We start from the raw sequence: 25,463 nt of genomic DNA, 5'->3' as shown, positions 1-25,463 counted from the left end.
ACTCGCAAAATTCATTCATTCCTGGCGAACCTGAAAAAATCATCTTGCTCATCGGCAATAAGTTGCCTATTTTCCTGTTAACGGATCCGTTAGTAAGAAATGTCGTCGTTAATATCTGATTTTTAATGGAAATATCATGAAAAAGATATCTTATGAACGGATTTATAAATCCCAGGAATACCTCTCTCCATTAGGAGAAATTCATCATCGTGCGCTTTTTGGTGGCTATACCCTGGCCGTCGATGAGGCGGTGTTTGCCATGGTGTCAGACGGTGAGCTTTACCTTCGCGCCTGTGAGGAAAGTGCGAAGTACTATGTAAAAAACGGATCCTCCTTTTTGACCTTAATGAAACGCGGCCGGCCGATCCTTCTCAACTATTATCGTGTGGATGACGGTCTCTGGCAGGACAGGGAGCGGCTGCTTCAGCTTTCCTCTTACGCGCTTAATGCCGCGCGTAAAGAGCGCATACAACGCTACCAGCGAAACCGGCTAAAGGATCTGCCCAACCTGACTTTTCAGCTGGAAGTGCTGCTCTGTGAAGCCGGGATTACCAACGAAGATACCCTCCGGTCGCTGGGAGCCAGAACGAGCTGGCTAAAGCTGCGGGCAAAAAATAAAGCGCTCAGTATCAAAGTACTGTTTGCCCTGGAAGGGGCGATTGAAGGCCTGCATGAAGCGGCACTCCCGGCGGAAATTCGCCGGGAGCTGACGGAGTGGTTTAATGCGCTGCCTGAGCCACAGGAGAATCGCTCCTCCAGGTAGCGATTTGCTGTTGCAGTCGGCAAATTTCTGGCAGCAGAGCGATAAGCAGACCAATCTGCTGGAGAACCAGCGGCGCTTTGCTGTCGTTTCCTGGGTCAAGATGCGCAATCCGTTGAGCCAGTTCATCCAGCGCCTGCTGGACACGCGGTTGATCGGCTGGGCGGTGATGTAGCGCATCATCGACATAGCAGACAGCATCATCCAGCAAGGCAAGGATGCCCGGGTTTGTCAGTTTTTCGCGGTGGGCACCGAGCGTTGAGATATAGCTGGTGAAGGTATGGTTCAGGCACAGCAGGCGGAAAGCCGTTTCACGAATTTCTGCCGTGGCGCGCGGCTCCGTTGACATATTAGAGACTACGGAAGCCAGTTCAGCATCGCTGTTATGCGCATCACGTCGGGCAATGCGGTAAGCCAGACGGTTATCGCGTCCCTGGTGGTACTGTTCAAGAATGGCATCCAGATAGCGGCAGTTGGCATTCATCGCCCTGTCCAGGACGCGCGGCAAATTACGAAAACGCCAGTCGGGCCAGATAAAACTCACTGCCGCCCAGGCGATAGCACAGCCGAGCAGCGTATCGATCACGCGGGGCAGGGCAACTTCAAACCCTTCGCCCAGCAGATTAAAGCAGAGTAGCACCAGCAGGGTGATGAACATCGTCGCGTGGGCGTACTGCACATTACGAAAGGCGAAGAACAGCACCCCGGTGATTACGATGAGGATCAGCTGGCCTTCCACCGAGGGCACAAAATAGAGCACCGGTAGCCCGATTGCGACCCCCACCAGCGTGCCGATAATACGCAGCGCCAGGCGGTGTCGGGTGGCGTTATAGTTCGGCTGGCAGACGAACAGGCTGGTCAGCAGGATCCAGTACCCGTGGTGTAAACCGGTGATCTGGATAAAGGCGTAGCCCACGCACAGCACCAGCGACATGCGTACCGCATGGCGAAACAGGGCAGATTCCGGCGTAAAGTTTCGGCTTAGCCGGAGCCACATATCGCTAAAACTGTGCACGCTGTCATCCGCGAGCTGACTGTCCGCCTCATTGCCCGGCAGCGCCATGGCCTGTTCAGACTCAATCGTTGCCAGCTGAGCATCAATCGCCCGCAGGTTATTGAGCAAAAATCCCAACGCTTTAATGTGCTCCGGCGACGTTCCGCTGGCTCGCACGCGGTCAATTGCCGCATCAAGATGGCTGAACACGCGTTCAAAGCGTGGATCGTGTTGATAAGGCGTGCGCAGCAGAATGGAGCGCGCCAGCTGCTGGCACGCCTGGGACTGCATGGAAAGCAGACGCTGGAAGCGGAACATAACGTCGCTGTAGCGAAACTTCTCGCGCAGGGCCGCATACTGAACATGAGACGAGCTGGCGCGTTCATGAATATCCTGAGCGGCAAAGTAATAGTGCAGCGTTCTGCGCGTCCCTCGCTGGCCACGGTCGCCGCGAAGCCGGGTAAGCAGCGACGCTTTTGTCTGGTTAAGCGTGGCGACAAGCTGGCCGTTCGCCAGAGCCAGATCGTAGAGCGGAGCCTGGCTCTCCTCTTCGATATCCGGGTCAAACAGCCGGGATTTGAGCTCAAGATAGTGGGCCAACTGCTCGTAACTGCGGGCAAGGTTATCCTGCAGAGGACGAACCGGGAAGATCAGATGGCCGGTTAACGTCAGCAGGTTATACCAGATGGCCCCCAGCAACAGCAGTACAGGCTGCTGATACCATTGGTCGTAAAGTGACACCCCCAGCATGGTGTAGATGGCAATCAGCAGGGCGCCAAACGCGATGGTGGCATAGCGCTGCCCCAGCCCACCCAGCAAAATAAACCCGCTGGTGGAAAGCGTAAGGCCTAAAGCAAACAGCCACGGCCACGGGAACAGCAACTCCACGGACGCGGAGGCAATAAAAAAGCAGACAAGGGTGATGACCAGGTTGCGCAGACGCCCGGCAAGGCGATCGTCGAGATCCGCCAGCGCTCCCGCAACCACCCCCAGCGTGAGCGGAATGGTGAGCTTGACATCGTTCAGCCACCACGGCAGCGCAACCGTGCCGCAAAGTGCGATAAAAATCCTGACGTTATAGAGCCAGGAGCTGTTCCAGGTGTAACGGCGAAGCAGTGGGCTTAGCATAGACGCGGCCAGTCCTTAATCACTGAAAACGACGACGTGCATTCGCTTCACGCGCCGCCTGGGCCACTTCGACCGGAACTACCCTGCGCCCGACAGGCCACAGAGCGATGGCGGCGATCTTAAAGTTCGCGATCCCCACCGGAATACCAATGATTGTGATGCACTGCGCAATACCGGCAAAAATATGCATTACGCACAGCCACCAGCCGAAGAAAATCAGCCACAGAATGTTCAGCACGGTTCCGCCCGTGTTCATCAGCGCGCTTTTATTCTCCGGGTTCAGTTCGTCAACGTGAACCGCTTCATTCCCGTAAGGGATAAAGGAGAGTTTGGTGATTTCCCAGCAGGAGCGGGTCAGGGGAAGCGTAAAAATCAGGACGATGCTCACCAGGGTGGCAAAAAGCCAGGAAAGGGTGGTGGCAAAACCGCCCAGCACAAAATTCAACACATTCAGAACGGTACGCATAAACCCTCACTTCCTTTCGATAAAATTAACGCCCAATGATTGTAACGTTTTTTTAGGCTGGAGCACCTTAAAACTGGCAGTTAAACTATCAGGCAATCATCTCTTCGTGGATCCGGCTGGATATGGAACTGAAAGCAACTTCAATGGGCAAACGCCTGGCGCAACACCCTTACGACAAGGTTGTCCTCCTCAACGCGGGAGTAAAGGTCTCCGGTGAACGCCACGAATACCTCATTCCGTTCAATCAACTCCTGGCCATCCACTGCAAACGCGGGCTGGTATGGGGCGAACTGGAGTTTGTGCTCCCTGCAGATAAAGTCGTACGTCTTCACGGTACGGAGTGGGGCGAAACCCAGCGTTTTCATCATCATCTGAACCAGCTCTGGCAGCAGTGGAGTCACGATATGAGCGTGATAGCCGCACAGGTCCTGCAGCAGGTGCTGAGTGATATCGCGCAGAGTAATGCCCAACAAACGTGGCTGACCCGTCAGCAGACCGCCGGTCTGCAGCAAAAAATCAGGCAGGCGCTGACGGCGCTGCCGTTACCGGTGACGCGTCTCAATGAGTTTGATAATTGCCGTGACGCCTGGCGACAGTGTCAGGCCTGGCTGAGCGACGCAGACAAGAGCCGGCTGGCGCATAACCAGGCGTGGACTGACGAAATGCTCACCCGCTATGCCGATTTCTTCAGTACGGTGGAGTCGTCGCCGCTGAATCCTGCCCAGGCTCGCGCCGTGGTTAACGGCGAACAATCGCTGCTGGTGCTCGCGGGGGCCGGGAGCGGCAAAACGTCCGTACTGGTCGCGCGGGCGGGGTGGTTGCTGACAACGGGCGAGGCCGTCGCCGATCAGATCCTGCTGCTGGCGTTTGGTCGCAAGGCGGCGCAGGAGATGGACGAACGCATTCAGGAGCGTTTGCACACCCGGGATATTACCGCCCGAACCTTCCATGCCCTTGCCCTGCACATCATTCAGCAGGGCAGCAAAAAAGTCCCTTCCATAAGTAAACTGGAAAACGACACCCAGGCGCGTCAGGCCCTGTTTATTAAGGCGTGGCGGCAGCAGTGCAGCGAGAAAAAAGCGCAGGCGAAAGGGTGGCGACAATGGCTGGAAGACGAGCTCAACTGGGACGTGCCGGAAGGCAGTTTCTGGCAGGATGAAAAGCTGGCGCGACGGCTTGGCTCGCGTCTCGACCGCTGGGTGAGCCTGATGCGCATGCACGGTGGAACGCAGGCTGAGATGATTGAGAGTGCGCCGGAGGACATCCGCGCGCTTTTTTCAAAGCGGGTCAAACTGATGGCGCCGCTGCTGAAAGCCTGGAAAACGGCGCTGAAGGAGGAAAACGCCGTCGACTTCTCAGGCCTGATCCATCAGGCCATCATCATTCTGGAGAAGGGACGCTTTGTCAGCCCGTGGAAACATATTCTGGTTGATGAGTTCCAGGATATCTCTCCGCAGCGTGCCGCGCTGCTTTCGGCGTTACGGGCGCAAAATAAACATACCTCTCTGTTTGCCGTAGGGGATGACTGGCAGGCCATCTACCGCTTTAGCGGCGCGCAGCTTTCACTGACCACCGCGTTCCATCACTATTTTGGCGAAGGCGATCGCAGCGATCTGGATACTACCTACCGCTTTAACTCCCGAATTGGCGAAATTGCGAACCGCTTTATTCAGCAGAACCCCCATCAGCTGGCCAAGCCGCTTAATAGCCTGAGGGCGGGAGATAAAAAAGCCGTAACCCTGCTGGCGGAAGACCAGCTTGAGCCGCTGCTGGACAAACTCAGCGGCTACGCAAAGCCAGATGAACGTATTCTGGTACTGGCGCGTTATCACCATCTAAAACCTGCGGCGCTGGAGAAGGCGGCGACTCGCTGGCCGAAGCTGCAGCTTGATTTTATGACCATCCACGCAAGCAAAGGCCAGCAGGCCGATTACGTCATTGTGGTCGGGCTGAAAGAGGGGAGCGATGGGTTCCCGGCCCCTGCCCGTGAGTCGGTGATGGAAGAAGCATTACTGCCGGTACCGGAGGATTTCCCGGATGCCGAAGAGCGGCGTTTGCTGTACGTGGCGATCACCCGCGCGCGTCATCGCGTGTGGCTGCTGTTCAACAAAGAGGAGCCGTCAGTATTTGTCGATATTCTGAAGAGTATTGATGTGCCGGTGGCGCGCAAGCCGTAGCGGGATTGCCGGGTGGTGGCTTCGCCTGACCCGGCCGACAAAACTCGTTGGCCCGTGCAAGCGTAGCGCCGCCGGGCATAACGCTACTTCAGTCTCTCGGAAAGATAACGCTGATAATCCGGGATGAGAATTTCAACCGGCGAGTTGAACTGCGGTGATTCAATGATGAAATCCGCCGTCGACAGGTTTGTCGCCACCGGAATATTCCAGACGGTGGCAAGACGCAGCAGCGCTTTCACGTCCGGGTCATGCGGAACCGCATTCAGCGGATCCCAGAAGAAGATCAGAACATCAATTTTCCCCTCAGAAATCTGTGCGCCCACCTGCTGATCGCCACCCATCGGGCCGCTCAGCATGGCGTTCACCTCCAGACCCGTTTCGCGGTGGATAAGGTTACCGGTGGTGCCCGTCGCCGAGAGGGCGTGCTTTTCCAGCAAGGACTGATGGCGACGAACCCAGTTAAGCAGCATTTGTTTACAGTGATCGTGCGCAACCAGCGCAATGTGCTTGCGTGCCGGTAATGTGCGTGTTGTCAGTTCCATAATCATATCCATCAGGTTAACTGGCTACACGATGACGGGAACCGCCTGATGCTGCAAGAGAAAGGCGAAAAAAATGTGGCTTACGACGAAGGTTGTTGCTTCACCCACTGTAAAAAGCGGGCTCGCGTGTCGGGATCGGCCTGCTGAAACCAAAATTTCAGGCGTTGTTCTGTCAGCGTCTGGGATTGAGGGGGGATCACATCCAGCTCTGAGACGCCGGACAGCAGTGTACTGTCGTCAGCCATCATGGAGGCAAACCGGGGCAGCGAGGCGCGCTTACCCGCTTTGTTATAGGCTTGCGTTGCGGCCTCATAATCTGTGCCCGTCGATGACGACGTCAGCGCCAGAATATCCAGCTTCACCGGGATCGGGGTGGCATCGCCATCCACCAGTTCCACACGCGGCGAGGCGTCAAACGTCGCCGACTCTTTTTCTGTTTCCAGACGCGGCAACGTAAAGTTCACCTGGCTTACCTGCTGGGTGTTAAAGCTCATAATCAGCGGAGGAGAGAGGTACGTTCGTTGTTCATGATTAGCAAGGCGGATGGTTTTTTCCACCCGGAACACCACCTGATGAGGGCCGTTATCCAGTTCGATGCTGTCGGCACCGCGTAATAACGAACTGGAGACTTTTTTCCCGTCCAGCACCAGCAGGTCAATGTCAGAAGAAAGCCGCAGCGTGGTTGCAAAAACGCAAACCGGCATCACTAACGCAATCACAGCAGTGGCAAGGCCGGCTTTCATAGGGGCTCCTGTTTACGTTCGCTTACCGCGATAATGTATCTAAATTTGTCGATAATCATGTTTACTAACATATAGACATATTCTGGCCTTTTGCTCTCATACATCTGTATGGGATGGATGGTTGAGATGTGCGCTTTGACATACACTTGTTAAAAAGCCAGGAGGAAAAGCATGAAAGAGAATGATATTGCCGAGATTTTGACGTCCACACGCACCATTGCGCTGGTGGGGGCGAGCGATAAACCGGATCGTCCAAGCTATCGGGTAATGAAGTACCTTCTCGATCAGGGCTACCATGTTATCCCTGTGTCACCAAAAGTGGCCGGTAAGACCTTGCTGGGCCAGCCAGGATACGCCACGCTAAACGACGTACCGGAAAAGGTGGATATGGTGGATGTGTTCCGTAATTCCGAGGCTGCATGGGGCGTGGCGCAGGAGGCCATTGCCATCGGTGCGAAAACGCTGTGGATGCAGTTAGGCGTTATTAACGAACAGGCTGCGGTGCTGGCGCGCGAGGCGGGGCTGAAGGTAGTGATGGACCGCTGTCCGGCGATTGAAATCCCCCGGCTGGGGCTGACAAAGTCATAAAAAAAAGCCCGTTATCGGGCTTTTTTTACACGCTTAGTTCCGCAGGCGCGGAGCCTGTAACTGTTTGCGGATAGTCTGAGCCAGTTCATCCATCGTGGGTTGCTCCGGATGCTCATCCTGCAATTCACTGCTTAGCTGCGCCTCAGCAAGATAAGTATGGACGGGTTGTCCATCATCACCTTCCATCACCACATGGTACCAGGGTGCGGCGCGAAGCTCTGCGTTCACCGCCAGCTCATCCGCCGACGGTTCATCAAGGGAATACTCCGGGTCGATATCCACGACCACACCCAAATACCCGAGCAAAGTGTGGCGGACCTGCTGGCCGATACCGAATTTGCTGGCAATCATAGTCACCTCCCGGGAAACACTACTTACACTCTATGTGCGGGCAATATTTCTCTTTTCAAGTTACATGACGCGACAGGCAAACCCTTTCAGATACAGCCCTTCCGGGTAGGTAGCGATCACCGGGTGATCGGCTGCCTGACGGAACTGCTCTATAAATTGTACATCACGACCAGCATCTATTGCGGCATCGGCGATGATTTTCTGAAATAAATCTGTGGTCATCAGTCCAGAGCAGGAGAAGGTGAGCAGCACGCCGCCTGGGTTCAACAGCTGAATGGCCAGCATGTTGATATCTTTATAGCCGCGGCAGGCACCCATCAGCTGGCTTTTGTTCTCCACAAACTTAGGCGGATCCATCACGATAACGTCAAACTTCTCACCCTGATCGCGATATTTACGCAGCAGTTTGAAGACGTCGTCGCGAATGAATTCGGCTTTGCTCAGATCCAGCTTGTTCAGCTCGACGTTCTGTTTTGCCACATCCAGCGCTTCCTGAGACGTATCCACGCTCACCACCTGCGCGCAGCCGCCCATTAAAGCCGATACCGCAAAGCCGCCGGTGTAAGAGAAGCAGTTGAGCACGCGTTTGTCGGCAACGTACTGACGCGTGGCCAGACGGCTGTCACGCTGGTCGAGGTAATAGCCCGTTTTATGACCACCCTGAATATCCACCAGCAGCTTCATGCCGTGTTCTTCGATAGGCAGCAGGGCAGGCGGCAGTTCGCCGGTCACCGGACCCTGGGTCAGTTCCATTCCCTCTTTTTTACGCACAGCCACATCGCTGCGGTCATAGATGGCGCACTCCGGGAACAGAGACTGCAGGGCGCTTATCAGCGCGGCGCGCTGGTATTCCGCCCCAGCGCTCAGTAACTGCAGAACCAGGAAGTTACCGAAGCGGTCAATGGTCACGCCCGGCAGACCGTCGGACTCTCCGGCAATCAGGCGGTAGCTGTCCAGACCATCGCGTTTGGCCAGCCAGTCGCGCCACTGCTGCGCCTGCTGCAAACGACGCACGAAGAAGTCGATATCGATGGTTTCATCTTTGTCGAAGGTCCAGACGCGCGCGCGGATCTGGGAGGCTGGCGAGTAGGCGCCTCGTGCTAACCATTTCCCCTGATGGTCAACAATATCAATGGTTTCACCGAGGCTGGCTTTACCTTCCATACGGGCAACCGCGCCGGAAAAGACCCAGGGATGACGGCGCAGTAATGACTTCTCGCGCCCTTTGGCCAACACTAAACGTACACTCATAATTTGCTATTCTGTCGATTCAAGAAAATGGCCGCCATTTTCCCGAGTTCGCCGGGGAAATGCAACGCGCCAGACGGATAAGGAGAAGGAAGATGTCAAAAGTCTGCACTATCGCCTGGGTTCACGGCGTCGTTCAGAGCGTGGGCTTTCGCTACAGCACGCAGCGCGAGGCCGTTCAGCTTGGGCTAACGGGATATGCGCGAAACATGGATGATGGCAGCGTTGAGGTGGTCGCCTGTGGCGAGGCAGAGCAGGTTGAAAAACTGCTGGCGTGGCTGAAAGCGGGTGGGCCGCGCAGTGCCCGGGTTGATAAGGTCTTAACCGAACCGCATCAACCCGGCCGGGAATACATGAACTTCGGTATTCGCTACTAAATGCATTTCACCGGTTTAGGCAGGCCGGCAATTTTGGTGGCCTGTTTGGCCGGGCCTTTCGGGAACAGACGATACAGATAGCGGCTGTTGCCTTTCTCTTCACCGAATTTATTGGCCATGGCTTTAACCAGCATCCGGATAGCCGGAGAGGTATTGAATTCGAGATAGAACTCGCGCACAAAGCGCACCACTTCCCAGTGCTCAGGGGAGAGCGCGATCGCCTCTTTTTCTGCAATCACTTCCGCCAGCGCCTCGCTCCACTGGTGGCTGTCTTTCAGATAACCGTCGTTATCGGTTTCGATCTCTTTACCTTCAAAGCTCAACATAGTTATTCACGCATCAGTCAAAAACCGCCGCAGTGTACCAAAAAACAAAGCCCCGCATAAGCGGGGCTCGGTACACAACACTCTGGCTTAATCCCGGCTGGCGAAGCCCAGGATGCTCAGCAGGCTGACGAAGATGTTGTACAGCGACACATACAGGCTCACGGTGGCGCGGATGTAGTTGGTCTCACCGCCGTGAATGATGTTGCTGGTTTCATACAGGATCGCGCCGGATGACAGCAGGATAAACACCGCGCTAATCGCCAGGTGCAGGGCAGGGAGCTGCAGGAAGATGTTAGCCACCATACCAATCAGCACCACCACGATACCTGCCATCAGCATACCGCCGAGGAAGGACATGTCCTTTCGGGTGGTTAGCACGTAGGCGGAGCAGCAGAAGAAGACCAGCGCGGTGCCGCCCAGCGCCATACCGATCACATCACCCATGCCGGCAGACAGGTATGCGTTCAGGATTGGCCCCAGGATATAACCCAGGAAGCCGGTAAAGGCGAACGCGGAAAGAATACCGACCGGTTTGTCAGCGGTTTTGTAGGTCAGGAACATCAGACCGTACATCCCCACCAGCGTCAGGATCAGCCCCGGAGACGGCAGCATCAGCACGGTGCTGGCGGTGGCGGTGATCGCCGAAAACGCCAGCGTCAGGCTGAGCATAAAGTACGTATTGCGCAGCACCTTGTGGGTGCTGAGTAGCGATGTGCGGTCGCGTGAGGAAGTAATTATACGATCCATGAGTCACTCTCTTATGACAGATGTAATTAACGGAAAGAATAGGAAACGGCGCGCCAGTCTCAAAGTGGTTTTACCCATCTTTACTCAGCAGGTTAGCGCCGGAGCTGGTTATTTCTTCTGCAAAAAGACGTTTCATCAGTATGAACAGCGGTTTGGCACAATTAATCAGATCAAGCTCTTATAGGTTACTGAAAAATATTGCCTTATTACCATAAGGCCGCTAAGAGTTATTTCCGGATCGTCACAAAACAGACAATAAGGCGAAGGAAATGAAACCACAAACACGCATTCACTTTACACTCTCTTTACTGGCGGCCGGGATCCTGTGCGCCAGCACGGCAACCTGGGCGGCTAACGTGCCGGCAGGAACGCAGCTGGCCGATAAGCAGGAACTGGTCAGGAATAACGGAAGTGAACCCGCTTCGCTCGACCCGCATAAAGTCGAAAGCGATGTCGAATTCAATATTATCAGCGATTTATTCGACGGGCTGGTCAGTGTCTCCCCGGCGGGTGAAATCCAGCCACGGCTGGCGGAAAAATGGGAGAACAAGGACAACACCGTCTGGACGTTCCATCTGCGTCCGGGCATCACCTGGAGCGACGGTACCGCCATCACCGCGGAAGATATCGTCTGGAGCTGGCAGCGACTGGTCGATCCAAAAACCGCCTCACCGTATGCCAGCTATCCCGGAAGCATGCTTATTGTCAACGGTAATGAAATTGCCGAAGGCAAAAAAGCGCCCGATACGCTGGGCGTGAAAGCCATCAATGACACCACGCTGGAAGTCACGCTTTCGCAGCCTAATGCTGCTTTCCTGGCGATGCTGGCACACCCGTCTCTGGTGCCGATAGATAAAGTCCTGGTGGGGCGTTTCGGCGATAAGTGGACCAAGCCCGAGCACATCGTCAGCAGCGGCGCCTATAAGCTGTCCTCATGGGTAGTTAACGAACGCATTGTGGCGGAGCGTAACCCGCGCTACTGGGATAATGCCCATACCGTGATCAACAAGGTGACATATCTGCCTATCACCTCCGAGGCGGCTGATGTGAACCGCTATAAAGCGGGAGAAATCGATATTGTCTACACGGTGCCAGTCAACCAGTTCGCCCAGCTTAAGAAAACGCTGGGCAGTCAGTTGGATGTCTCTCCGCAGCTTGCCACCTACTATTACGAATTCAACACCGCCCGTCCGCCGTTCAACGATGCGCGCGTGCGTAAGGCGCTCAATATGGCGCTCGATAAAGACATCATCGCAGATAAAGTGATGGGGCAGGGGCAGCGTCCGGCGTGGCTTATCAGCCAGCCGGACATTGGTGGCGTTAAGTTACAGAACCCGGATTACGCCAGCTGGCCGCGGGACAAACGAATTGCCGAGGCGAAAAAACTGCTCGAAGAGGCCGGGTATAACGCCAGCCATCCACTGAGTTTTAATCTGCTGTATAACACCTCTGAAACGCACCAGCGTATCGCGATTGCTGCCAGCTCAATGTGGAAGAAAAATCTCGGCGTCGAGGCGAAGCTGCAGAACCAGGAGTGGAAAACCATGCTCGATACCATGCACACCCATAACTTTGACGCGGTGCGCTACGCCTGGATTGCCGATTATGATGATGCCTCCACGTTCCTGAATAACTTCCGTACCGGGGATAGCCAAAACACCACGCAGTACAGCAATCCTGAGTACGATCAAGCGCTGGTGAATGCCGCGAAGTCGAAAACGGCACAAGAGCGCGGTAAGTTTTATCAACAGGCAGAGGATTTGCTGGGGCGTGATGTGCCGGCGATCCCTGTCTATCACTACGTTCGTACGCACCTGGTGAAGCCGTGGGTGGGGGGATTCACGCCGGATAAGCTCGGGTACTACTACACGAAAGATATGTACATCAAAAAACACTAAGGCAATCGCTGGATATTATGCTGGCAAAATGGCCAATATGTTGTCTATTCAACCGATTAAACGTAATTTGGCTATTTTTAAAGCGAACGAATGCGCGTGCTCTTTACAGCCTGCGGTGAGGTGTTTATAGTTCGCCTCAATTAGGAAGCGTGGCCGAGCGGTTGAAGGCACCGGTCTTGAAAACCGGCGACCCGAAAGGGTTCTAGAGTTCGAATCTCTACGCTTCCGCCAAATTCGAAAACCCTGCGATAGCAATATCGCAGGGTTTTTTGCTTTGGCTCTACACCTCCGCCATGCCACCCATGTTGTAGCCGATCGTCATCCCGGCGTCTGCCCTGTAGACGCTCGCTTTGACACACCAGGTTTGCTCGATATTTTCAGGGGTGAGCACTTCCGCAGGCGCGCCCGTGGCCGCGATACGCCCGGCCTTCAGAAGGATCAGCCGCTGGCAGTAGTTAGCCGCCAGATTGAGATCGTGCAGCGCCACCACCACCGTAAGAGGCAGTTGCGATATAAGTCGCATCAGCTCCAGCTGGTGCTGAATGTCCAGGTGGTTTGTCGGCTCATCAAGCAGCAACACCCGGGGCTGCTGTGCCAGCGCTCGCGCTATCTGGGTTCGCTGACGCTCCCCACCAGACAGTTGCTGCCACCGCCGCTGGCGTAATCCGCATAGCCGCATGAGGCTAATCGCCTCTTCCACCGCCACATCATCATCGCGAGTGCTTCTCTGAAACGCCTTCCGGTAAGGCGTACGTCCCAGCCGCACGATTTCCTCGACGGTCAGTTCTCCCTCAACGTCGGCATGTTGTGGGACGAAAGCTAACTGCCGCGCGCGCGTTTTTAACGGCATCACGCTAAGCGACGTGCCATTAAGCGCGACGCGTTCACTGTGGTGTGGAAACAGCCCGGCAAGACAGCGTAACAGCGTTGATTTGCCCGAGCCGTTTGGCCCTAACAGGCCGACAATCTGCCCGGATGACAGGTCGAGATCGATATCCTCAAGCACTGTCTGTGCTTGTCGGGTCACACTTAACCCGGAGACGGAAATATTCATGGATGCTCCTTCCGGTTTTGATAAAGCAGCGCCACAAAGACAGGTGCGCCCACCAGTGCCGTCACCACGCCGATGGGAAGCACCTGGTGCACAATCAGCGTGCGTGACACGACATCGGCCAGGATCATAAAGTGCGCGCCGATAAGAAACGTCAGCGGGATCGTGCGGCGATGGCCCGGACCGCTGAGCATGCGCGTCACATGAGGAATGACCAGACCCACAAATCCCACTGCGCCTATGGCACTGACCAGGGTTGCGGTGACGAACGCGCAGGTCAGCAACAGGATAATTCGTACGGCGGTCACCGGAATCCCGAGGGTGGTAGAGACCTCGTCTCCAAAGGTAAAGGTGTCCAGCGCCTGCGAAAAGAGGCATACCATCAGCAGGCCCGTCAACGTAACGGCCAGCGCCAGCAGCGCGTCTGGCCAGCGCACACCGCTCAGGCTGCCCATTAACCAGAACATAACGCTACGCGACTGCTCGGCATTGGCGGAGGTGCTGACGATATACGCGGTCATGGCGTTGAAGAGCTGTGTGCCCGCAATGCCTGCCAGCAAAATGCGCGACGGGCTTGCGCTCATGCCGTTTGTAATCAACATGATGAGCGCAAAAGCGGCGCAGGCGCCAACAAACGCACCGCTGCTCACGCCAATCACGCTCCCCCCGATACCGAGCAGCATCACGCAGACGGCCCCCAGCGAAGCGCCTGCGGAGATGCCCAGCAGATAGGGCTCCGCCAGGGGGTTGCGCAGTATTGACTGGAGCACCAGCCCGCACAGCGCCAGGCCGCCGCCGCTGCATGCTGCCATTAATGCGCGGCTCATGCGGTACTGCCAGACGATGCCTTCCTCGGGTTGCGGCAGAACGTATGCAGTCAGCCCAAGACCATTGAGGATCGCTTTTCCGGTAACGGCATACGATACCGGCATATCGCCGATACTTGCGGCAAAGACCAGCATCAGCGGCAATGCCACGGCGCCTGACGCCATTAACCCCTGCTGGCGGCGGGGAGAAGATACATGACTCATTATTCGCCCTGGAATGAAGCCAGCCGATCGCTGATAAGCTCAACCGCGTCGACGTTACGCAAAGAAGGGTTTAACGACATTGCGGGCACCACAATAATCTGATTATTCCTGACCGCCGGAATGTTTCTTGTCACCGGATCGCGTCGTAAAAAGGCCTCTTTTATCGCGGCGTCATCGGCAGGGTAGAGCCTGCGTGACATCTGAGCGATGACGATAACGTCTGGCTGCATTTGGGCAATATGTTCCCAGGTGACAGCGGGCCATTCATCATGCGAGTCAATAACGTTCTTTAACCCCAGCGTGCGGCTTATCCAGCCAGGCGCGCCGTAATTCCCTGCCACCCAGGGATCGCCATTCAGGCGGCTGCTTGAAAACCAAAAGACAACCTTCAGGGGTTTTGCTGAGATGCGCGCCTGCGCTTTCTGAATCCGTTCTGTCAGCTCACGATTGAGCTGCTCGCCACGCGCGGGAACATCAAAGATGGCGGCCAGGTCTGTGACTTCGTGTTTTATTTCTGCCAGTGAAAACGGCGTGCTCCGTGCTCCGTCAGCGTTTGAGGTTGCCGTCACCGTTTTGTCCGTGCAGTCGGCAGGGGAGATCCACGTCTTAATCCCCAGTGATGCAAACTGCTCGCGTGTTCCCACCTCGCCCTGCGGGCCAATATGCCAGTGATACTGAGCGAGGACGAGTTCCGGTTTTTGTCCCACCACGGCTTCAAAAGAGGGGGAGTTATCCGCAAGCCGGGGGAGTTTTTTTCCGGCATCAGCCAGCGAATCCGGGAGTTTGCCGAACCAGACTGAGGTTGCGGCGACAGATTTTTCCAGCCCCAGCGCGAGCAGCAATTCCGTTTCATGCTGACCCACGGTAACGACGCGCTGTGGCGCTTGCGTAAAGGTCTGCCTGACGCCGCAATTTTCAATCGTCAGCGGGTAAGTTGTTGCTGCAAACGTGGCTGGTGCCATGGCCAGCAGTACTGTCAGTAATAACCCTTTTTTCAGAAGCATAAAAATCAATCCTAAATTGTTATGTTATAACATAATACATATATTGTGATTGAGCGCAACACGCTGCCTGCCGGACATTTGCCGGTGCCTGTAATGAGAGGGAAACTTCACATCCAGATTAACGTCGCCGAAGTGAGTCATGACGCCAGAGGGCGGGGTGATGGTGAGCAAGTGTAACTTTATGCAATTTCACGCTTTACATCATGCTCAGAGATGTTTATAGTGCGCCTCACTTTGGAAGCGTGGCCGAGCGGTTGAAGGCACCGGTCTTGAAAACCGGCGACCCGAAAGGGTTCTAGAGTTCGAATCTCTACGCTTCCGCCAAATTCGAAAACCCTGCGATAGCACTATCGCAGGGTTTTTTCGTTTTACAGCCCAATCACCAGCTCAGCGGAATGACTTCTTGAGCAACACAGCGCCACATGCGGGTTCGGGGCGTTTTTCTCTGCCTCTGACTGTACGCTGTCCCGGTGATCCACCACGCCGTCAATCACCGGTGTCAGACACGCACCGCAGATCCCCATCTCGCAGGAGAGCGGTACGGCCACACCGTTTTCCTGCAGCACCTGAGCAATGGTTTTATCTGCGGGCACAGGCCAGCGCTTTCCGGTGGAGGCCAGTTTAATCGTGAAGATCTCGCCGCTTTCAGCGCCGGTATCAGGCGCAGCGGGTTGAAACGCCTCGCTGTGGATCGTGGCGCCATCCCAGCCTTTCGCCGTCGCCACCTCACGTACTTTTTCCATAAACCCGGCCGGGCCACAGACCCAGGCGTGAAGACCCGCCGCGGCCATCGGGATATGCTCTGCCAGCAACGTGCGTGGGCTGGTGGTATGGATAACGCACTTACCATGCTCAAACTGCGCCAGCTCGCGGGCGAAAGCCGCGCTGTCAGCGTGTTTGACATAATAGTGCAGAGTGAACGGGGTTCCGGCTGCTTCCAGCTGCAGGGCCATGGCATACAGTGGCGTAATCCCGATCCCCGCAGCCAGCAGCAACACCCGTTCGGCCTCCTGCAGGGCAAACAGATTGCGCGGCGCGGAGATCAGCAGCGTCTGACCGGGACGCAGCGTCTCATGAATATAGCGCGACCCGCCGCGCGATGCGGTTTCCCGGCCCACGCAGATCAGATAGCCTTCACTCCCGCATGGGCCGGTCAGGGAATACTGACGTATAACCCCGCAGGGTAAATGCACGTCGATATGCGCACCGGGCTGCCACTCAGGCAGCGCTTCACCGTTTTCCGCCACCAGCCTGACGGCGAGGCTTTTGTTCCCCTGACGCCACAGCCCGTCGACGATAACGCTTAAGATATCACTCATGACAGCCCTCCATCAGACCAGGAAAAACGCGCCAAAACCCATCTTTTTCAGCCCCCGGCGATAGGCAATCGAGCTTTTATCCGCGGGAATATGGGCTTCAAGGGTCAGATCCAACGGCAAACTTTCCGGGCGCTGGGTCTCGACCATCAGGCGGTCTTCCTCAAAAATCCGCAGGTTAAAGGCATGCACCTCTTCCACCGGAATATGCAGATCAAAGTTACGCGCAATCGGGGCAAACATGCGGGTGACGCGTGACGAGACCGGCGACGCGGCGTTCATGATCACCAGCCGGGATTCGCCCGGAAAATGGATCGTCAGGGTGGCGGTAAACGGCAAATGCATTTCAAAATGGCGCAGCCACTGGAAGCCTTCGGGCGCCTGCACGTCAGCGCTGGCGGGATAATTGCTCACCGAACTCCAGTAGTCCGCTACAAAACCAAACGGTGTTTCCTGTGGCTGATAGGTCGGGACGAGCTGGTTATCCGGGTCCGCAAAGGTGCTGGTGTGGATCCACGCAAAATGCGCCACATCCAAAAATCCTTCCACCTGGCGGCCAGCGAAGCCATTCACCTCAAACGCCGGACAGTTGATCTGCTGAAAGCCGTCGTCATCCCAGTGCGGCATGGTGGGCAGCGGCATCGGGTTATCCGGGTCAAACGCCAGACACGTCCAGATCAAGCCAAAGCGCTCCTCCACGGCGTAGTTAATCAGGTTCAGCTTCGCCGGTACCGGCTGGTCGGGGCTGGAGGGAATACGGTTGCAGCGGCCATCTTCCCCGAAGCGCAGGCCATGGTAGGGGCAGATAATCCCGTGCTCATCATGAAAGCCCAGCGTCAACGGCACGCCGCGATGTGGACAAACATCGCGGGCGACCACGACCTGGCCTTTCACGCGGTAGATAACCAGCGCTTCGTCCAGCAGGGTCGCCTTAACCGGCGCCGCGCCAATGTCGCAGGCGCGCGCAACCGGATGCCAGCACTTTGCCAGACGCAGCCAGTCCTCTGGCTCAAACGTGCAATGGGCGGGTGGTACAGGTGCTTTATTCATGTGTATTCCTCTTACGTTCAGCCTAATGGTCCGCCCTGAATGGTGTCGCACAAACCGTTGATAATGCGCTCCCCGGTCTCCTCTCTCAGCTCCTGATACCAGGCTCTGGTTAACGCCATATCTTTACCGTGCGTGACGTCACAGCGCTTGCGAGCCTTCAGCACCAGGTCGCGTACCCGGTCACAGCGCAGGGCTTCGTACTGCCGCAGCGCCAGAGTAATGTTGTGGTTTTCGCGCAGACAATCACCCAGCACCACCGCATCCTCCAGCGCCGCGCAGCCGCCCTGGCCGATATCCGGCGTGGTGCTGTGCGCCGCATCGCCGAGCAGCGCCACGTGGCCGCGTACCAGGCTGTCGAAGGGCTCAATGTCGTGGATTTCTATGCGGTTGGTGGTATTCGGATCCAGCGCGGCGATCAGCTTCTGCACCGGCGGCGCCCAGCCGCGGAAGTAACCCGTGAGATCGGCTCTGAGGGTGGTGCGATCTTCCGCCAGACCGAGGGGAAGCGGGACATCAAAAAAGAAATAGAAGCGGCCACCGGAGACGGGCATCAGCGACACACGCTTGCCTTCTCCCACGAACGTGGTCCACTGGTGGGCGGGGGCAATCTCTTCATCAATCTTCACCAGTCCGTTCCAGTTAACGTAACCGGCGTAGCGGCGCTCGGGGGTATACCCCAGCACGTACGGGCGCACCGCCGAATGGCTGCCGTCGGCGGCAATCAGAAAATCGCCCGTCGCCGTGCTGCCGTCGGTAAATGTTACGCTGACGCCAGCATCATCTTCCCGGACGTGTTCGACGCGCTTGCCGAACTGCACCCGCTCGCGACCCCAGAAGTCCAGCATCTCGCGCTGCAGTTCAGCGCGCGAGACGGGGCAGGGGCGTCCCCCGGTGCGCTCCACCAGCGGGGCCAGGCTAAAGCGGGTCAACGTGTCGCCGCGCCGGTGATCCTTGTAGGCCATAAAGCGCATTGGCCCGCCGTATGTCTCAATGATGTCGCCCATGCCGAGGTGCTGCATGCATTTCACCCCGTTGGGCCAGATGGAGATGGCCGCGCCAACGGGTTTGATCTCTTTTACTGCTTCAAACACGGTACAGTCGATGCCCGCCTTTTCCAGCGCGACAGCGGCGCTCAGGCCACCAATGCCCGCACCAATGACGATTGCTTTCATGCTTCTCTCCTTTTGCCGGGTGTCATTAACATCAGCAATTTGCGTACCAGGCTGCAGAGTGCGGTAAAGGGCGTTGTGGGAGGGATGTTTGCACTGCTAAGGTGCGTTATCGCGGTGGGAATGCCTTTTTATGAATCAATAATTTCCGGTTTAGGGATCAGGAATCAACTGTTTCAGGCCTCAGGCAAGAGTGGCGTGTTTTGTGCAATGTTCAGGGACGATGATGACACGGGAGGAACCATGATAACGCTGGACGATTTTAATTACCGGAGTCACGAAGAGGTGCTTACGCTATTACACCCTTGCGTGGCCATTCCCGGCTGGGCCGAGGCGCTGGTCGCCGGGCGGCCTTATCCGAGCCGGGAGGTTTTGTTTAACGCGGCCCAGGCGCTGACGAAAAGCTGGGATGAACACGCGCTCACGCAGGCCCTGAGCGCGCATCCGCGCATCGGTGAGAAGCCCATGGGCACGCAGGCGGAGGCGGCGCTGTCGCGTCGGGAGCAGGGAGCGGTGAATCATGATGATGCCCGGCTTGCTGAGGCGTTACGGGCAGGCAATGCCCGCTACGAAAGCCGTTTCGGGCGCGTCTTTCTGATCCGCGCCAAAGGCCGCAGCGGGGAGGAGATCCTGCAGGCCCTGAACGCGCGGCTGGAAAACAGCGATGCGCAGGAGGTGCAGGCCGCACTGGATCAGCTGCGGGAAATTACCTTATTACGACTGGAAGGAGTCATTGGCGCATGAGCACGCTCAGTACACATATTCTGGATATCTCGACGGGCAAACCCGCGCAGGGGGTGACGGTACGTCTTGAACAGGACGCGGAGATCATCGCAACTGGCGTGACCAACGCGCAGGGCCGCATCACCGAATTTGTTCCCGTCCTGCCTGCGGGCCGCTATCGGCTGGTGGCCGAGACTGGCGCCTGGTTTAGCGAAACGGGGCGCGACACGCTCTATCCCTGCGCGCAGATTGATTTTCTTATCGGCGAAACGGCAGATGAGCACTTCCATCTGCCGTTTGTGATTGCCCCTGGCGGCTGGTCAACCTACCGCGGCAGCTGACCACACTGGCTCGCCGTTGACCCAGGTTTGGCTGATATTACGCTCGTCGCCCAGGGTCATCAGCACAAACAGTTGCTCGTAGATATCCTTGCAGCGCCCGCTACGCAGGCGCTGCAGCGGGGTGACGGCCGGGTCGATCACGATAAAATCGGCCTCTTTGCCTGGAGCGAAATTGCCAATTTTGTCATCCAGACGCAGGGCATGCGCGCCACCCAGCGTGGCATGATAAAAGGCCTCGCTGGCGCGCAGGCGATAGCTCTGCAACTGACCCACCTTGTAAGCTTCCCCCAGCGTGCGCAGCATACTGAAGGTGGTACCCGCGCCGACGTCGGTGCCGATACCCATCCGCACCTTGTGCTGCCAGCAGGCGGGTAACCGAAACAGCCCGCTGCCAAGAAACAGATTGGAAGTAGGACAAAACGCCACCGCCGATCCGGTGTCGTGCAGGCACTGCCACTCGCTGTGGTGCAGATGGATCCCGTGAGCAAACACGCTGCGCTCGCCGGTGAGGCCGTAGTGGTGATAGACATCCAGATAACGTTCATGCTCCGGCCACAGGTCATTAACCCAGGCCACTTCGTTCGGGTTTTCGCTCAGATGGGTCTGCAGCCAGGTGTCCGGAAACTCCTCTCTGAGTAAATGCACCGCCGCCAGCAGTTCCGGTGATGAGGTGGGCGCAAAGCGTGGCGTAATGGCATACCCCAGCCGTCCATGGTGGTGCCAGCGCTGGATTAGATCCCGCGTCTGCTGGTAGCTCTGTTGTGCCGTTTCGGTCAGGTAGTCCGGGGTGTGCCGGTCCATCATCACCTTCCCGGCGATCAGGCGCATATTCAGGCGCGATGCTTCGGTAAACAGCGCATCCACCGATTGCGGATGCAGTGTGCAAAACACCAGTGCGGTGGTAGTGCCGTGGCTCACCAGTTGATTTATGAAAAATTCTGCAATCTCTTTTGCGTAGCTCTCGTCGGCAAACTGGCTCTCCACCGGAAACGTATAGGTGGTCAGCCACTCCAGCAGTTGCTCGCCGAAGGCGCCGATCATCTCGGTCTGCGGGTAATGAACGTGGGTATCGATAAAGCCGGGCAGCAGCAGTTTGCCGCGCAGGTCGGTGTAACCCTTGTGCGGGTCAAGATATTGCTCTCCATCCTGCCAGGCCATGAGCGCCACGATTTTCCCGTGGTAAATAAACAGCAGGCCGTCCTCCTGGTAGCGCGCATGTTCGGCAATCAGGTCTGCGCTGTCGCAGACCCGGGCGATATCGAAAAATGCACCGCGTATCGCAGTCTGGTAATCCATCACGGCTCCTGTCTGATTGTTTGCGTGGCCTCGCGTGCCGTGAAGTGAGCGGCGGACGCCCCTTCGCGCTCTTCGCGCGCCAGCCAGCGGTAGGTTACCCCGCCAAGGAACACGCCAATGAACCAGCTAAAGTTTGCCACCTCATGCAGCGCCGGGATGAAGCTTATCACCAGCCCGACGGCAACCGAGGGGATCAGCGCGCCGATGGCTTTCGGGTTAAAGCCGTTGCGGTACCAGTATTTCCCTTCTGGCGTGTCATCGAACAGGTCGTCCACGGATACCTTGCCACGCTTAATCAGGTAGAAATCGGCAATCAGGATACCGAACAGCGGACCGATAAACGCCCCCAGCACATCCAGGGTGTAATGAATAAGCTCCGGGGAGTTAAACAGGTTCCACGGGGTTAACAGGATCGAGCCGACGGCGGCAATCATTCCCCCGGTGCGGAAGCTGATTTTCTGCGGGGAACAGTTAGAGAAATCAAACGCCGGGGAGACGAAGTTGGCCACGATGTTAATCCCGATGGTGGCGGTGATCATGGTCAACAGACCAATCGCCACCGCCAGATCGTTGCCCACGCGGCTGACGGTTTCAATCGGGTCGGTGATCATGCGGCCAAACAGCGACTGGGTACCGGAGACAATCACCACGGTCACGATGGAGAACAGCAGGAAGTTAAACGGCAGGCCCCAGCGGTTGCCGCGGCGGATTTCCCCCATGCTTTTGCCGTAGCGGGAGAAATCACCAAAGTTGAGCAACGGGCCTGAGAAGTAGGAGACCACCAGCGCCGTGGCGGTGATCATCTGCCAGGTCTGCTCGCCTGCGCTCAGGGATTTGCTGGCGAGGGTAAAGGAGATCCCGTCGAATCCGGTCTTGTATACAATCCATCCTGCCAGCGCCAGCATCACCACATACACCGCCGGGCCGGCGATGTCGATAAAGCGCTTGATGGCATTCATGCCGTGCCAGAAGACCATTGCCTGCAATACCCACATAATGGCAAAGCAGACCCAGCCCAGGTGCGACAGTCCGAGGAACGCGCCGGTGGTGAGCGACGAGAGCGACGGCCAGAACTTCAGCGCCACCAGCATCAGGGCGTTAGCGGCCAGATAGGTCTGAATGCCGTACCACGCAAAGGCGATAAGCCCGCGGATCACCGCCGGAATGTTCGCCCCGAACACACCAAAGGCCTGACGGCTGATCACCGCATACGGCACGCCCGCCATCTGGCTCGGTTTCGCCACCAGGTTGGCACACAACTGCACAATGCAAATTCCCACCAGCAGGCAGAGCAACACCTGCCAGCTTGCCAGCCCGAGCGTAAAGAAGCTCGCGGCGACCACGTATCCCCCCATGCTGTGGACGTCGGACATCCAGAAAGAAAAGATGTTGTACCAGCTCCAGTTCTGGTCACGCGTCGGTGCCAAATCCTCATTGCAAAGCCGTGGGCTGTATACCGCACCGGAATCAGTGGCCGTACCGTGTTGCATATTTTGTCTGTTTGGCATGAAACCTGCTCCTGTGAATGAAAACCCGTTGAGTGGGAGTGCAGACGGTGTTGCAGGATCCAGGCCAAAATAATAAATCTTGTATGCAATATTTTATTTTTATGTATACGATTCGATAGCGAAAAGTAAAAAGTGGAGTGGTTAATGAACAACGTGAACAGTCTGCACGCCGCGCCAGACCTGCAAGACAAAGACGAATCCATCTTTCAGGCGCTGATGACCGCGATTGTCGAACATCAACTGCTGCCGGGAAGCAAATTGCCGGAAGAGGCGCTGGCGGAGGTCTTTGGCGTGAGTCGTACGGGCATCCGTAAGGTGCTGCAGCGACTCGCCGCTGTGCAAATGGTCACCTTAACGCCCAAACGTGGTGCACACGTTGCCAGCCCGACGGTCGAAGAGGCCCGGCAGATCTTCCGCACCCGCGCGCTACTGGAGGTCGCCAATCTACCGGACGTGCTGGCGCACTGTCAGCCGCCGCATCTGGCCGCGCTGGCGTCAATCATCCGTCAGGAGCAGCAGGCGCATGAGGCTTACGACGGCCCGGCGGCGATCCGCCACTCCGCAAATTTCCATATTCAGCTGCAGGCCATCTCCGGCAATCAGGTCCTGACGGAGATGGTGACCCGCCTGAGTCAGCGCTCCTCGTTGGTGATTGCCACCTGGGGTGCGCCGTGGCGTCAGGGGTGTCGCTGCAATGACCACGAACAGCTTGTGGAGCTGCTGCGTCAGAAAGCGCTGCAACCCCTCAGTGATGCCTTAATGCACCATTTTGAACACATCGTCGCCAGCCTCTGTTTCGAACGGGCAGGTGAATGCCTGCCCGATTTTGCCCGCCTGTTCGCCAGCCACAAGGAGTCGTAATGTCGTCTGTCCGTATACAAGTCATTAATCCCAATACCAGCCTCGCAATGACGGAAACCATCGGCGCGGCCGCCCGCGCGGTGGCTGCACCGGGCACGGAAATCCTCGCGGTCTGCCCCAGTGCGGGTGTGCCCTCAATCGAAGGCCATTTTGATGAAGCCATTGCCGCCGTGGGTGTCCTTGAGCAAGTCAAAAAAGGCAGAGAGCAGGGGGTGGAAGGGCACGTGATTGCCTGCTTTGGCGACCCAGGGCTGCTGGCCGCGCGCGAGCTGGCGCAAGGGCCGGTTGTCGGCATTGCCGAAGCCGCGATGCACATGGCCACGCTGGTGGCGACGCGCTTTTCCATCGTCACCACGCTGCCGCGCACGCTGATTATCGCCCGTCATCTGCTGCAGCAGTATGGCTTTCAGGATCATTGCGCGGCCCTGCACGCGATTGATCTCCCGGTGCTGGCGCTGGAAGACGGCAGCGGCCTGGCGCAGGAGAAGGTGCGCGCGCGCTGTATACAGGCCCTGAAAGAGGATGGCTGCGGCGCCATCGTGCTGGGCTGTGGCGGGATGGCAACGCTCGCCCAGGAGCTGACGCGCGAGCTGCACGTGCCGGTGATCGACGGCGTCAGTGCGGCGGTGAAGATGGTGGAATCGCTGGTGGCGCTGGGGCTGTCAACCAGCAAGCACGGGGATCTGGCCTTCCCGGAGAACAAACCCTTAAGCGGACATTTTCAGGCATTGAATCCATTTTAATTTTTGGGGGGTGGCAATGGGGCTTTTTGAAGAGGGTTATCCGCGGGATCTGCGTGGCTACGCAGGCAACCCGCCGCATGCGCAGTGGCCGAATCAGGCACGCATCGCCGTGCAGTTTGTGCTCAATTATGAAGAGGGGGCAGAAAACCACGTCCTGCACGGCGATGCCGGGTCGGAACAGTTTCTCTCGGACATCATTGGAGCGGCCAGCTATCCCGACAAACACATGTCCATGGACTCCCTGTACGAATACGGCAGCCGCGCCGGGTTCTGGCGAATTCATCATGAATTTCAGAAACGTGGCCTGCCGCTGACGGTCTTTGGCGTGGCGATGGCGCTGGCGCGTCACCCGGAGATTGTCGCGGCGATTAAGGCGGCGGATTACGACGTGGTCAGCCACGGCTGGCGCTGGATCCACTATCAGAACATGGATATCAACCAGGAGCGGGAACATCTGCACAAAGCGGTGCACGTGCTGACCGATCTGTTTGGCAAGCCGCCTACGGGCTGGTACACCGGGCGCGACAGCCCCAACACGCGCCAGCTGGTGGTCGAGCACGGCGGTTTTGACTACGACAGCGACTACTATGGCGACGACTTGCCCTTCTGGACGGAAGTGGCCTGCAGCGATGGCAGCCATAAACCGCACCTGATCGTGCCCTACACGCTGGACGCGAACGACATGCGCTTCGCCACCGCCCAGGGGTTTAATACCGCCGAGCAGTTTTATACTTATCTGAAAGACAGCTTTGACGTGCTGTATGAAGAGGGTGAAAGCGCGCCGAAGATGATGTCCATCGGCATGCACTGCCGCCTGCTGGGGCGTCCGGGCCGTTTTCGCGCGCTACAGCGGTTCCTTGATTATGTGCAGGAGCACGAGCGGGTGTGGGTTTGTACCCGCCAGCAGATTGCTGACCACTGGCGGGACGTGCATCCGTTTCAGAAATAGCGGTGTCGTATTGTGCCGGGTGTCGGCTGCGCCTTACCCGGCCTACAGCACCCGCAGGGTATACGGGACATTGCAG

The 25,463-nt window shown here is 57.1% G+C and carries 25 protein-coding genes, 2 tRNA genes and 1 pseudogene; 12 read left to right on the top strand and 16 right to left on the bottom strand.

All coding sequences use genetic code 11. The annotated features are described in order from the left end of the window. The first annotated feature begins 136 nt into the window (after positions 1-136). A complete protein-coding gene (locus APU11_RS18395; protein ID WP_038985580.1) occupies positions 137-763 on the top strand; it encodes a TfoX/Sxy family DNA transformation protein in 627 nt (208 codons plus the stop codon). Here APU11_RS18395 and yccS read toward each other — a convergent pair. Then, on the bottom strand, positions 720-2,882 hold the full coding sequence (gene yccS / locus APU11_RS18390; protein ID WP_014831317.1) for a YccS family putative transporter: 2,163 nt from the start codon (positions 2,880-2,882) through the stop codon (positions 720-722). The genes APU11_RS18395 and yccS overlap by 44 nt on opposite strands. A gap of 19 nt (positions 2,883-2,901) precedes the next feature. Continuing rightward, on the bottom strand, positions 2,902-3,348 hold the full coding sequence (locus APU11_RS18385; protein WP_013097253.1) for a YccF domain-containing protein: 447 nt from the start codon (positions 3,346-3,348) through the stop codon (positions 2,902-2,904). Between the two features lie 122 nt (positions 3,349-3,470). On the opposite strand from APU11_RS18385, the gene helD reads away from it, so the two are divergent. Next, positions 3,471-5,525, top strand: a complete 2,055-nt coding sequence (helD, locus tag APU11_RS18380; protein ID WP_038985577.1) for a DNA helicase IV — start codon at positions 3,471-3,473, stop codon at positions 5,523-5,525. Positions 5,526-5,608: 83 nt separating this feature from the next. On the opposite strand, the gene mgsA is transcribed toward helD, so the two are convergent. Both mgsA and APU11_RS18370 read right to left on the bottom strand, forming a co-directional pair. Then, positions 5,609-6,067, bottom strand: coding sequence for a methylglyoxal synthase (mgsA, locus tag APU11_RS18375; protein ID WP_013097251.1), 459 nt, complete (start codon positions 6,065-6,067; stop codon positions 5,609-5,611). A gap of 80 nt (positions 6,068-6,147) precedes the next feature. Beyond that, entirely contained in the window at positions 6,148-6,810 is a 663-nt protein-coding gene (locus APU11_RS18370) for a DUF2057 family protein (RefSeq protein WP_023619904.1), read from the bottom strand. 171 nt (positions 6,811-6,981) lie between these two features. Here APU11_RS18370 and APU11_RS18365 point away from each other — a divergent pair, with 171 nt between their 5' ends. Beyond that, positions 6,982-7,398 carry a CoA-binding protein gene (locus tag APU11_RS18365; protein ID WP_020689684.1) on the top strand — a complete coding sequence of 139 codons (417 nt, stop codon included), beginning with the start codon at positions 6,982-6,984 and terminating at the stop codon, positions 7,396-7,398. A gap of 33 nt (positions 7,399-7,431) precedes the next feature. Here APU11_RS18365 and hspQ read toward each other — a convergent pair whose 3' ends face one another. Next, positions 7,432-7,749: a heat shock protein HspQ gene (gene hspQ, locus APU11_RS18360; protein ID WP_013097248.1), complete on the bottom strand. Its 318-nt coding sequence runs from the start codon at positions 7,747-7,749 to the stop codon at positions 7,432-7,434. Positions 7,750-7,809: 60 nt separating this feature from the next. Further along, complete coding sequence (gene rlmI / locus APU11_RS18355; protein ID WP_013097247.1) at positions 7,810-9,000, bottom strand: 23S rRNA (cytosine(1962)-C(5))-methyltransferase RlmI; 1,191 nt, start codon at positions 8,998-9,000, stop codon at positions 7,810-7,812. Between the two features lie 92 nt (positions 9,001-9,092). Between rlmI and yccX the strand changes: the two genes are divergently transcribed. Further along, positions 9,093-9,374 carry an acylphosphatase gene (gene yccX / locus APU11_RS18350; protein WP_038419045.1) on the top strand — a complete coding sequence of 94 codons (282 nt, stop codon included), beginning with the start codon at positions 9,093-9,095 and terminating at the stop codon, positions 9,372-9,374. Here yccX and tusE read toward each other — a convergent pair. Together tusE and yccA are read right to left on the bottom strand one after the other, a co-directional pair. After that, positions 9,371-9,700, bottom strand: a complete 330-nt coding sequence (tusE, locus tag APU11_RS18345) for a sulfurtransferase TusE (protein ID WP_013097245.1) — start codon at positions 9,698-9,700, stop codon at positions 9,371-9,373. The genes yccX and tusE overlap by 4 nt on opposite strands. Before the next feature lie 87 nt (positions 9,701-9,787). Then, a complete protein-coding gene (gene yccA / locus APU11_RS18340) occupies positions 9,788-10,447 on the bottom strand; it encodes an FtsH protease modulator YccA (protein WP_013097244.1) in 660 nt (219 codons plus the stop codon). A gap of 269 nt (positions 10,448-10,716) precedes the next feature. On the opposite strand from yccA, the gene APU11_RS18330 reads away from it, so the two are divergent. Then, positions 10,717-12,345 (top strand): ABC transporter substrate-binding protein, encoded by a 1,629-nt coding sequence (locus APU11_RS18330; protein ID WP_045295746.1) that lies wholly within the window; start codon positions 10,717-10,719, stop codon positions 12,343-12,345. Between the two features lie 143 nt (positions 12,346-12,488). Further along, positions 12,489-12,576, top strand: a tRNA-Ser gene (locus APU11_RS18325). A gap of 49 nt (positions 12,577-12,625) precedes the next feature. Here APU11_RS18325 and APU11_RS18320 read toward each other — a convergent pair. The 3 genes from APU11_RS18320 to APU11_RS18310 are packed head-to-tail and all read right to left on the bottom strand — an operon-like array spanning position 12,626 to position 15,431. Beyond that, positions 12,626-13,399 (bottom strand): ABC transporter ATP-binding protein, encoded by a 774-nt coding sequence (locus tag APU11_RS18320; RefSeq protein ID WP_045295747.1) that lies wholly within the window; start codon positions 13,397-13,399, stop codon positions 12,626-12,628. Continuing rightward, a complete protein-coding gene (locus APU11_RS18315; protein ID WP_058651228.1) occupies positions 13,396-14,427 on the bottom strand; it encodes an iron ABC transporter permease in 1,032 nt (343 codons plus the stop codon). Before APU11_RS18315 ends, APU11_RS18320 begins: the two co-directional genes overlap by 4 nt. Continuing rightward, the gene (locus tag APU11_RS18310; protein ID WP_038419047.1) at positions 14,427-15,431 is read right to left on the bottom strand and encodes an ABC transporter substrate-binding protein; all 1,005 of its coding nucleotides are present in this window, start codon (positions 15,429-15,431) and stop codon (positions 14,427-14,429) included. Before APU11_RS18310 ends, APU11_RS18315 begins: the two co-directional genes overlap by 1 nt. Before the next feature lie 236 nt (positions 15,432-15,667). On the opposite strand from APU11_RS18310, the gene APU11_RS18305 reads away from it, so the two are divergent. Next, positions 15,668-15,755 (top strand) — tRNA-Ser (locus APU11_RS18305). A gap of 44 nt (positions 15,756-15,799) precedes the next feature. Here the strand turns inward: APU11_RS18305 and APU11_RS18300 are convergent. From APU11_RS18300 to hpxO, 3 genes are read right to left on the bottom strand one after another with little or no spacing between them, the layout of a single operon-like run. Continuing rightward, positions 15,800-16,750 (bottom strand): PDR/VanB family oxidoreductase, encoded by a 951-nt coding sequence (locus APU11_RS18300; protein WP_058651229.1) that lies wholly within the window; start codon positions 16,748-16,750, stop codon positions 15,800-15,802. A 12-nt stretch (positions 16,751-16,762) separates the two neighbouring features. Next, entirely contained in the window at positions 16,763-17,797 is a 1,035-nt protein-coding gene (gene hpxD, locus APU11_RS18295) for a molybdenum cofactor-independent xanthine hydroxylase subunit HpxD (RefSeq protein WP_013097237.1), read from the bottom strand. Positions 17,798-17,814: 17 nt separating this feature from the next. Next, positions 17,815-18,969 (bottom strand): FAD-dependent urate hydroxylase HpxO, encoded by a 1,155-nt coding sequence (gene hpxO, locus APU11_RS18290; RefSeq protein ID WP_058651230.1) that lies wholly within the window; start codon positions 18,967-18,969, stop codon positions 17,815-17,817. A gap of 240 nt (positions 18,970-19,209) precedes the next feature. Between hpxO and uraD the strand changes: the two genes are divergently transcribed. Next, positions 19,210-19,710 carry a 2-oxo-4-hydroxy-4-carboxy-5-ureidoimidazoline decarboxylase gene (uraD, locus tag APU11_RS18285; RefSeq protein ID WP_058651231.1) on the top strand — a complete coding sequence of 167 codons (501 nt, stop codon included), beginning with the start codon at positions 19,210-19,212 and terminating at the stop codon, positions 19,708-19,710. Continuing rightward, positions 19,707-20,030 (top strand): hydroxyisourate hydrolase, encoded by a 324-nt coding sequence (uraH, locus tag APU11_RS18280; protein WP_013097234.1) that lies wholly within the window; start codon positions 19,707-19,709, stop codon positions 20,028-20,030. Before uraD ends, uraH begins: the two co-directional genes overlap by 4 nt. Here uraH and guaD read toward each other — a convergent pair. Both guaD and APU11_RS18270 read right to left on the bottom strand, forming a co-directional pair. Beyond that, positions 20,010-21,326: a guanine deaminase gene (gene guaD, locus APU11_RS18275; RefSeq protein WP_058651232.1), complete on the bottom strand. Its 1,317-nt coding sequence runs from the start codon at positions 21,324-21,326 to the stop codon at positions 20,010-20,012. The two genes, uraH and guaD, sit on opposite strands and share 21 nt — an antisense overlap. Then, positions 21,326-22,834: an NCS1 family nucleobase:cation symporter-1 gene (locus APU11_RS18270; RefSeq protein ID WP_058651233.1), complete on the bottom strand. Its 1,509-nt coding sequence runs from the start codon at positions 22,832-22,834 to the stop codon at positions 21,326-21,328. The genes guaD and APU11_RS18270 overlap by 1 nt, the downstream gene beginning before the upstream one ends. A gap of 144 nt (positions 22,835-22,978) precedes the next feature. On the opposite strand from APU11_RS18270, the gene APU11_RS18265 reads away from it, so the two are divergent. The 3 genes and pseudogenes from APU11_RS18265 to puuE all read left to right on the top strand — a co-directional run bounded on the left by APU11_RS18265 (position 22,979) and on the right by puuE (position 25,387). Further along, positions 22,979-23,695, top strand: a complete 717-nt coding sequence (locus APU11_RS18265) for a GntR family transcriptional regulator (protein ID WP_013097231.1) — start codon at positions 22,979-22,981, stop codon at positions 23,693-23,695. After that, positions 23,695-24,570 (top strand): annotated as a pseudogene (gene hpxA, locus APU11_RS18260) (allantoin racemase). Before APU11_RS18265 ends, hpxA begins: the two are co-directional and overlap by 1 nt. Further along, entirely contained in the window at positions 24,488-25,387 is a 900-nt protein-coding gene (gene puuE, locus APU11_RS18255; protein WP_224787885.1) for an allantoinase PuuE, read from the top strand. The pseudogene hpxA and the gene puuE overlap by 83 nt, the downstream one beginning before the upstream one ends. Positions 25,388-25,463: the final 76 nt, after the last annotated feature.

Origin of the sequence: Enterobacter sp. 50793107 (assembly GCF_001463365.1) — a bacterium.
In the GTDB taxonomy this organism is placed as follows: Bacteria; Pseudomonadota; Gammaproteobacteria; order Enterobacterales; family Enterobacteriaceae; genus Enterobacter; species Enterobacter cloacae.
The sequence above is the reverse complement of the archived record's forward strand: the minus strand, read 5'-3'. Positions and strand labels throughout refer to the sequence as shown.

Coding starts and splice junctions, on each gene's coding strand:
- APU11_RS18395 (WP_038985580.1), top strand. CDS start 137: ATGAAAAAGATATCTTATGAACGGATTTATAAATCCCAGGAATACCTC.
- yccS (WP_014831317.1), bottom strand. CDS start 2,882: ATGCTAAGCCCACTGCTTCGCCGTTACACCTGGAACAGCTCCTGGCTC.
- APU11_RS18385 (WP_013097253.1), bottom strand. CDS start 3,348: ATGCGTACCGTTCTGAATGTGTTGAATTTTGTGCTGGGCGGTTTTGCC.
- helD (WP_038985577.1), top strand. CDS start 3,471: ATGGAACTGAAAGCAACTTCAATGGGCAAACGCCTGGCGCAACACCCT.
- mgsA (WP_013097251.1), bottom strand. CDS start 6,067: ATGGAACTGACAACACGCACATTACCGGCACGCAAGCACATTGCGCTG.
- APU11_RS18370 (WP_023619904.1), bottom strand. CDS start 6,810: ATGAAAGCCGGCCTTGCCACTGCTGTGATTGCGTTAGTGATGCCGGTT.
- APU11_RS18365 (WP_020689684.1), top strand. CDS start 6,982: ATGAAAGAGAATGATATTGCCGAGATTTTGACGTCCACACGCACCATT.
- hspQ (WP_013097248.1), bottom strand. CDS start 7,749: ATGATTGCCAGCAAATTCGGTATCGGCCAGCAGGTCCGCCACACTTTG.
- rlmI (WP_013097247.1), bottom strand. CDS start 9,000: ATGAGTGTACGTTTAGTGTTGGCCAAAGGGCGCGAGAAGTCATTACTG.
- yccX (WP_038419045.1), top strand. CDS start 9,093: ATGTCAAAAGTCTGCACTATCGCCTGGGTTCACGGCGTCGTTCAGAGC.
- tusE (WP_013097245.1), bottom strand. CDS start 9,700: ATGTTGAGCTTTGAAGGTAAAGAGATCGAAACCGATAACGACGGTTAT.
- yccA (WP_013097244.1), bottom strand. CDS start 10,447: ATGGATCGTATAATTACTTCCTCACGCGACCGCACATCGCTACTCAGC.
- APU11_RS18330 (WP_045295746.1), top strand. CDS start 10,717: ATGAAACCACAAACACGCATTCACTTTACACTCTCTTTACTGGCGGCC.
- APU11_RS18320 (WP_045295747.1), bottom strand. CDS start 13,399: ATGAATATTTCCGTCTCCGGGTTAAGTGTGACCCGACAAGCACAGACA.
- APU11_RS18315 (WP_058651228.1), bottom strand. CDS start 14,427: ATGAGTCATGTATCTTCTCCCCGCCGCCAGCAGGGGTTAATGGCGTCA.
- APU11_RS18310 (WP_038419047.1), bottom strand. CDS start 15,431: ATGCTTCTGAAAAAAGGGTTATTACTGACAGTACTGCTGGCCATGGCA.
- APU11_RS18300 (WP_058651229.1), bottom strand. CDS start 16,750: ATGAGTGATATCTTAAGCGTTATCGTCGACGGGCTGTGGCGTCAGGGG.
- hpxD (WP_013097237.1), bottom strand. CDS start 17,797: ATGAATAAAGCACCTGTACCACCCGCCCATTGCACGTTTGAGCCAGAG.
- hpxO (WP_058651230.1), bottom strand. CDS start 18,969: ATGAAAGCAATCGTCATTGGTGCGGGCATTGGTGGCCTGAGCGCCGCT.
- uraD (WP_058651231.1), top strand. CDS start 19,210: ATGATAACGCTGGACGATTTTAATTACCGGAGTCACGAAGAGGTGCTT.
- uraH (WP_013097234.1), top strand. CDS start 19,707: ATGAGCACGCTCAGTACACATATTCTGGATATCTCGACGGGCAAACCC.
- guaD (WP_058651232.1), bottom strand. CDS start 21,326: ATGGATTACCAGACTGCGATACGCGGTGCATTTTTCGATATCGCCCGG.
- APU11_RS18270 (WP_058651233.1), bottom strand. CDS start 22,834: ATGCCAAACAGACAAAATATGCAACACGGTACGGCCACTGATTCCGGT.
- APU11_RS18265 (WP_013097231.1), top strand. CDS start 22,979: ATGAACAACGTGAACAGTCTGCACGCCGCGCCAGACCTGCAAGACAAA.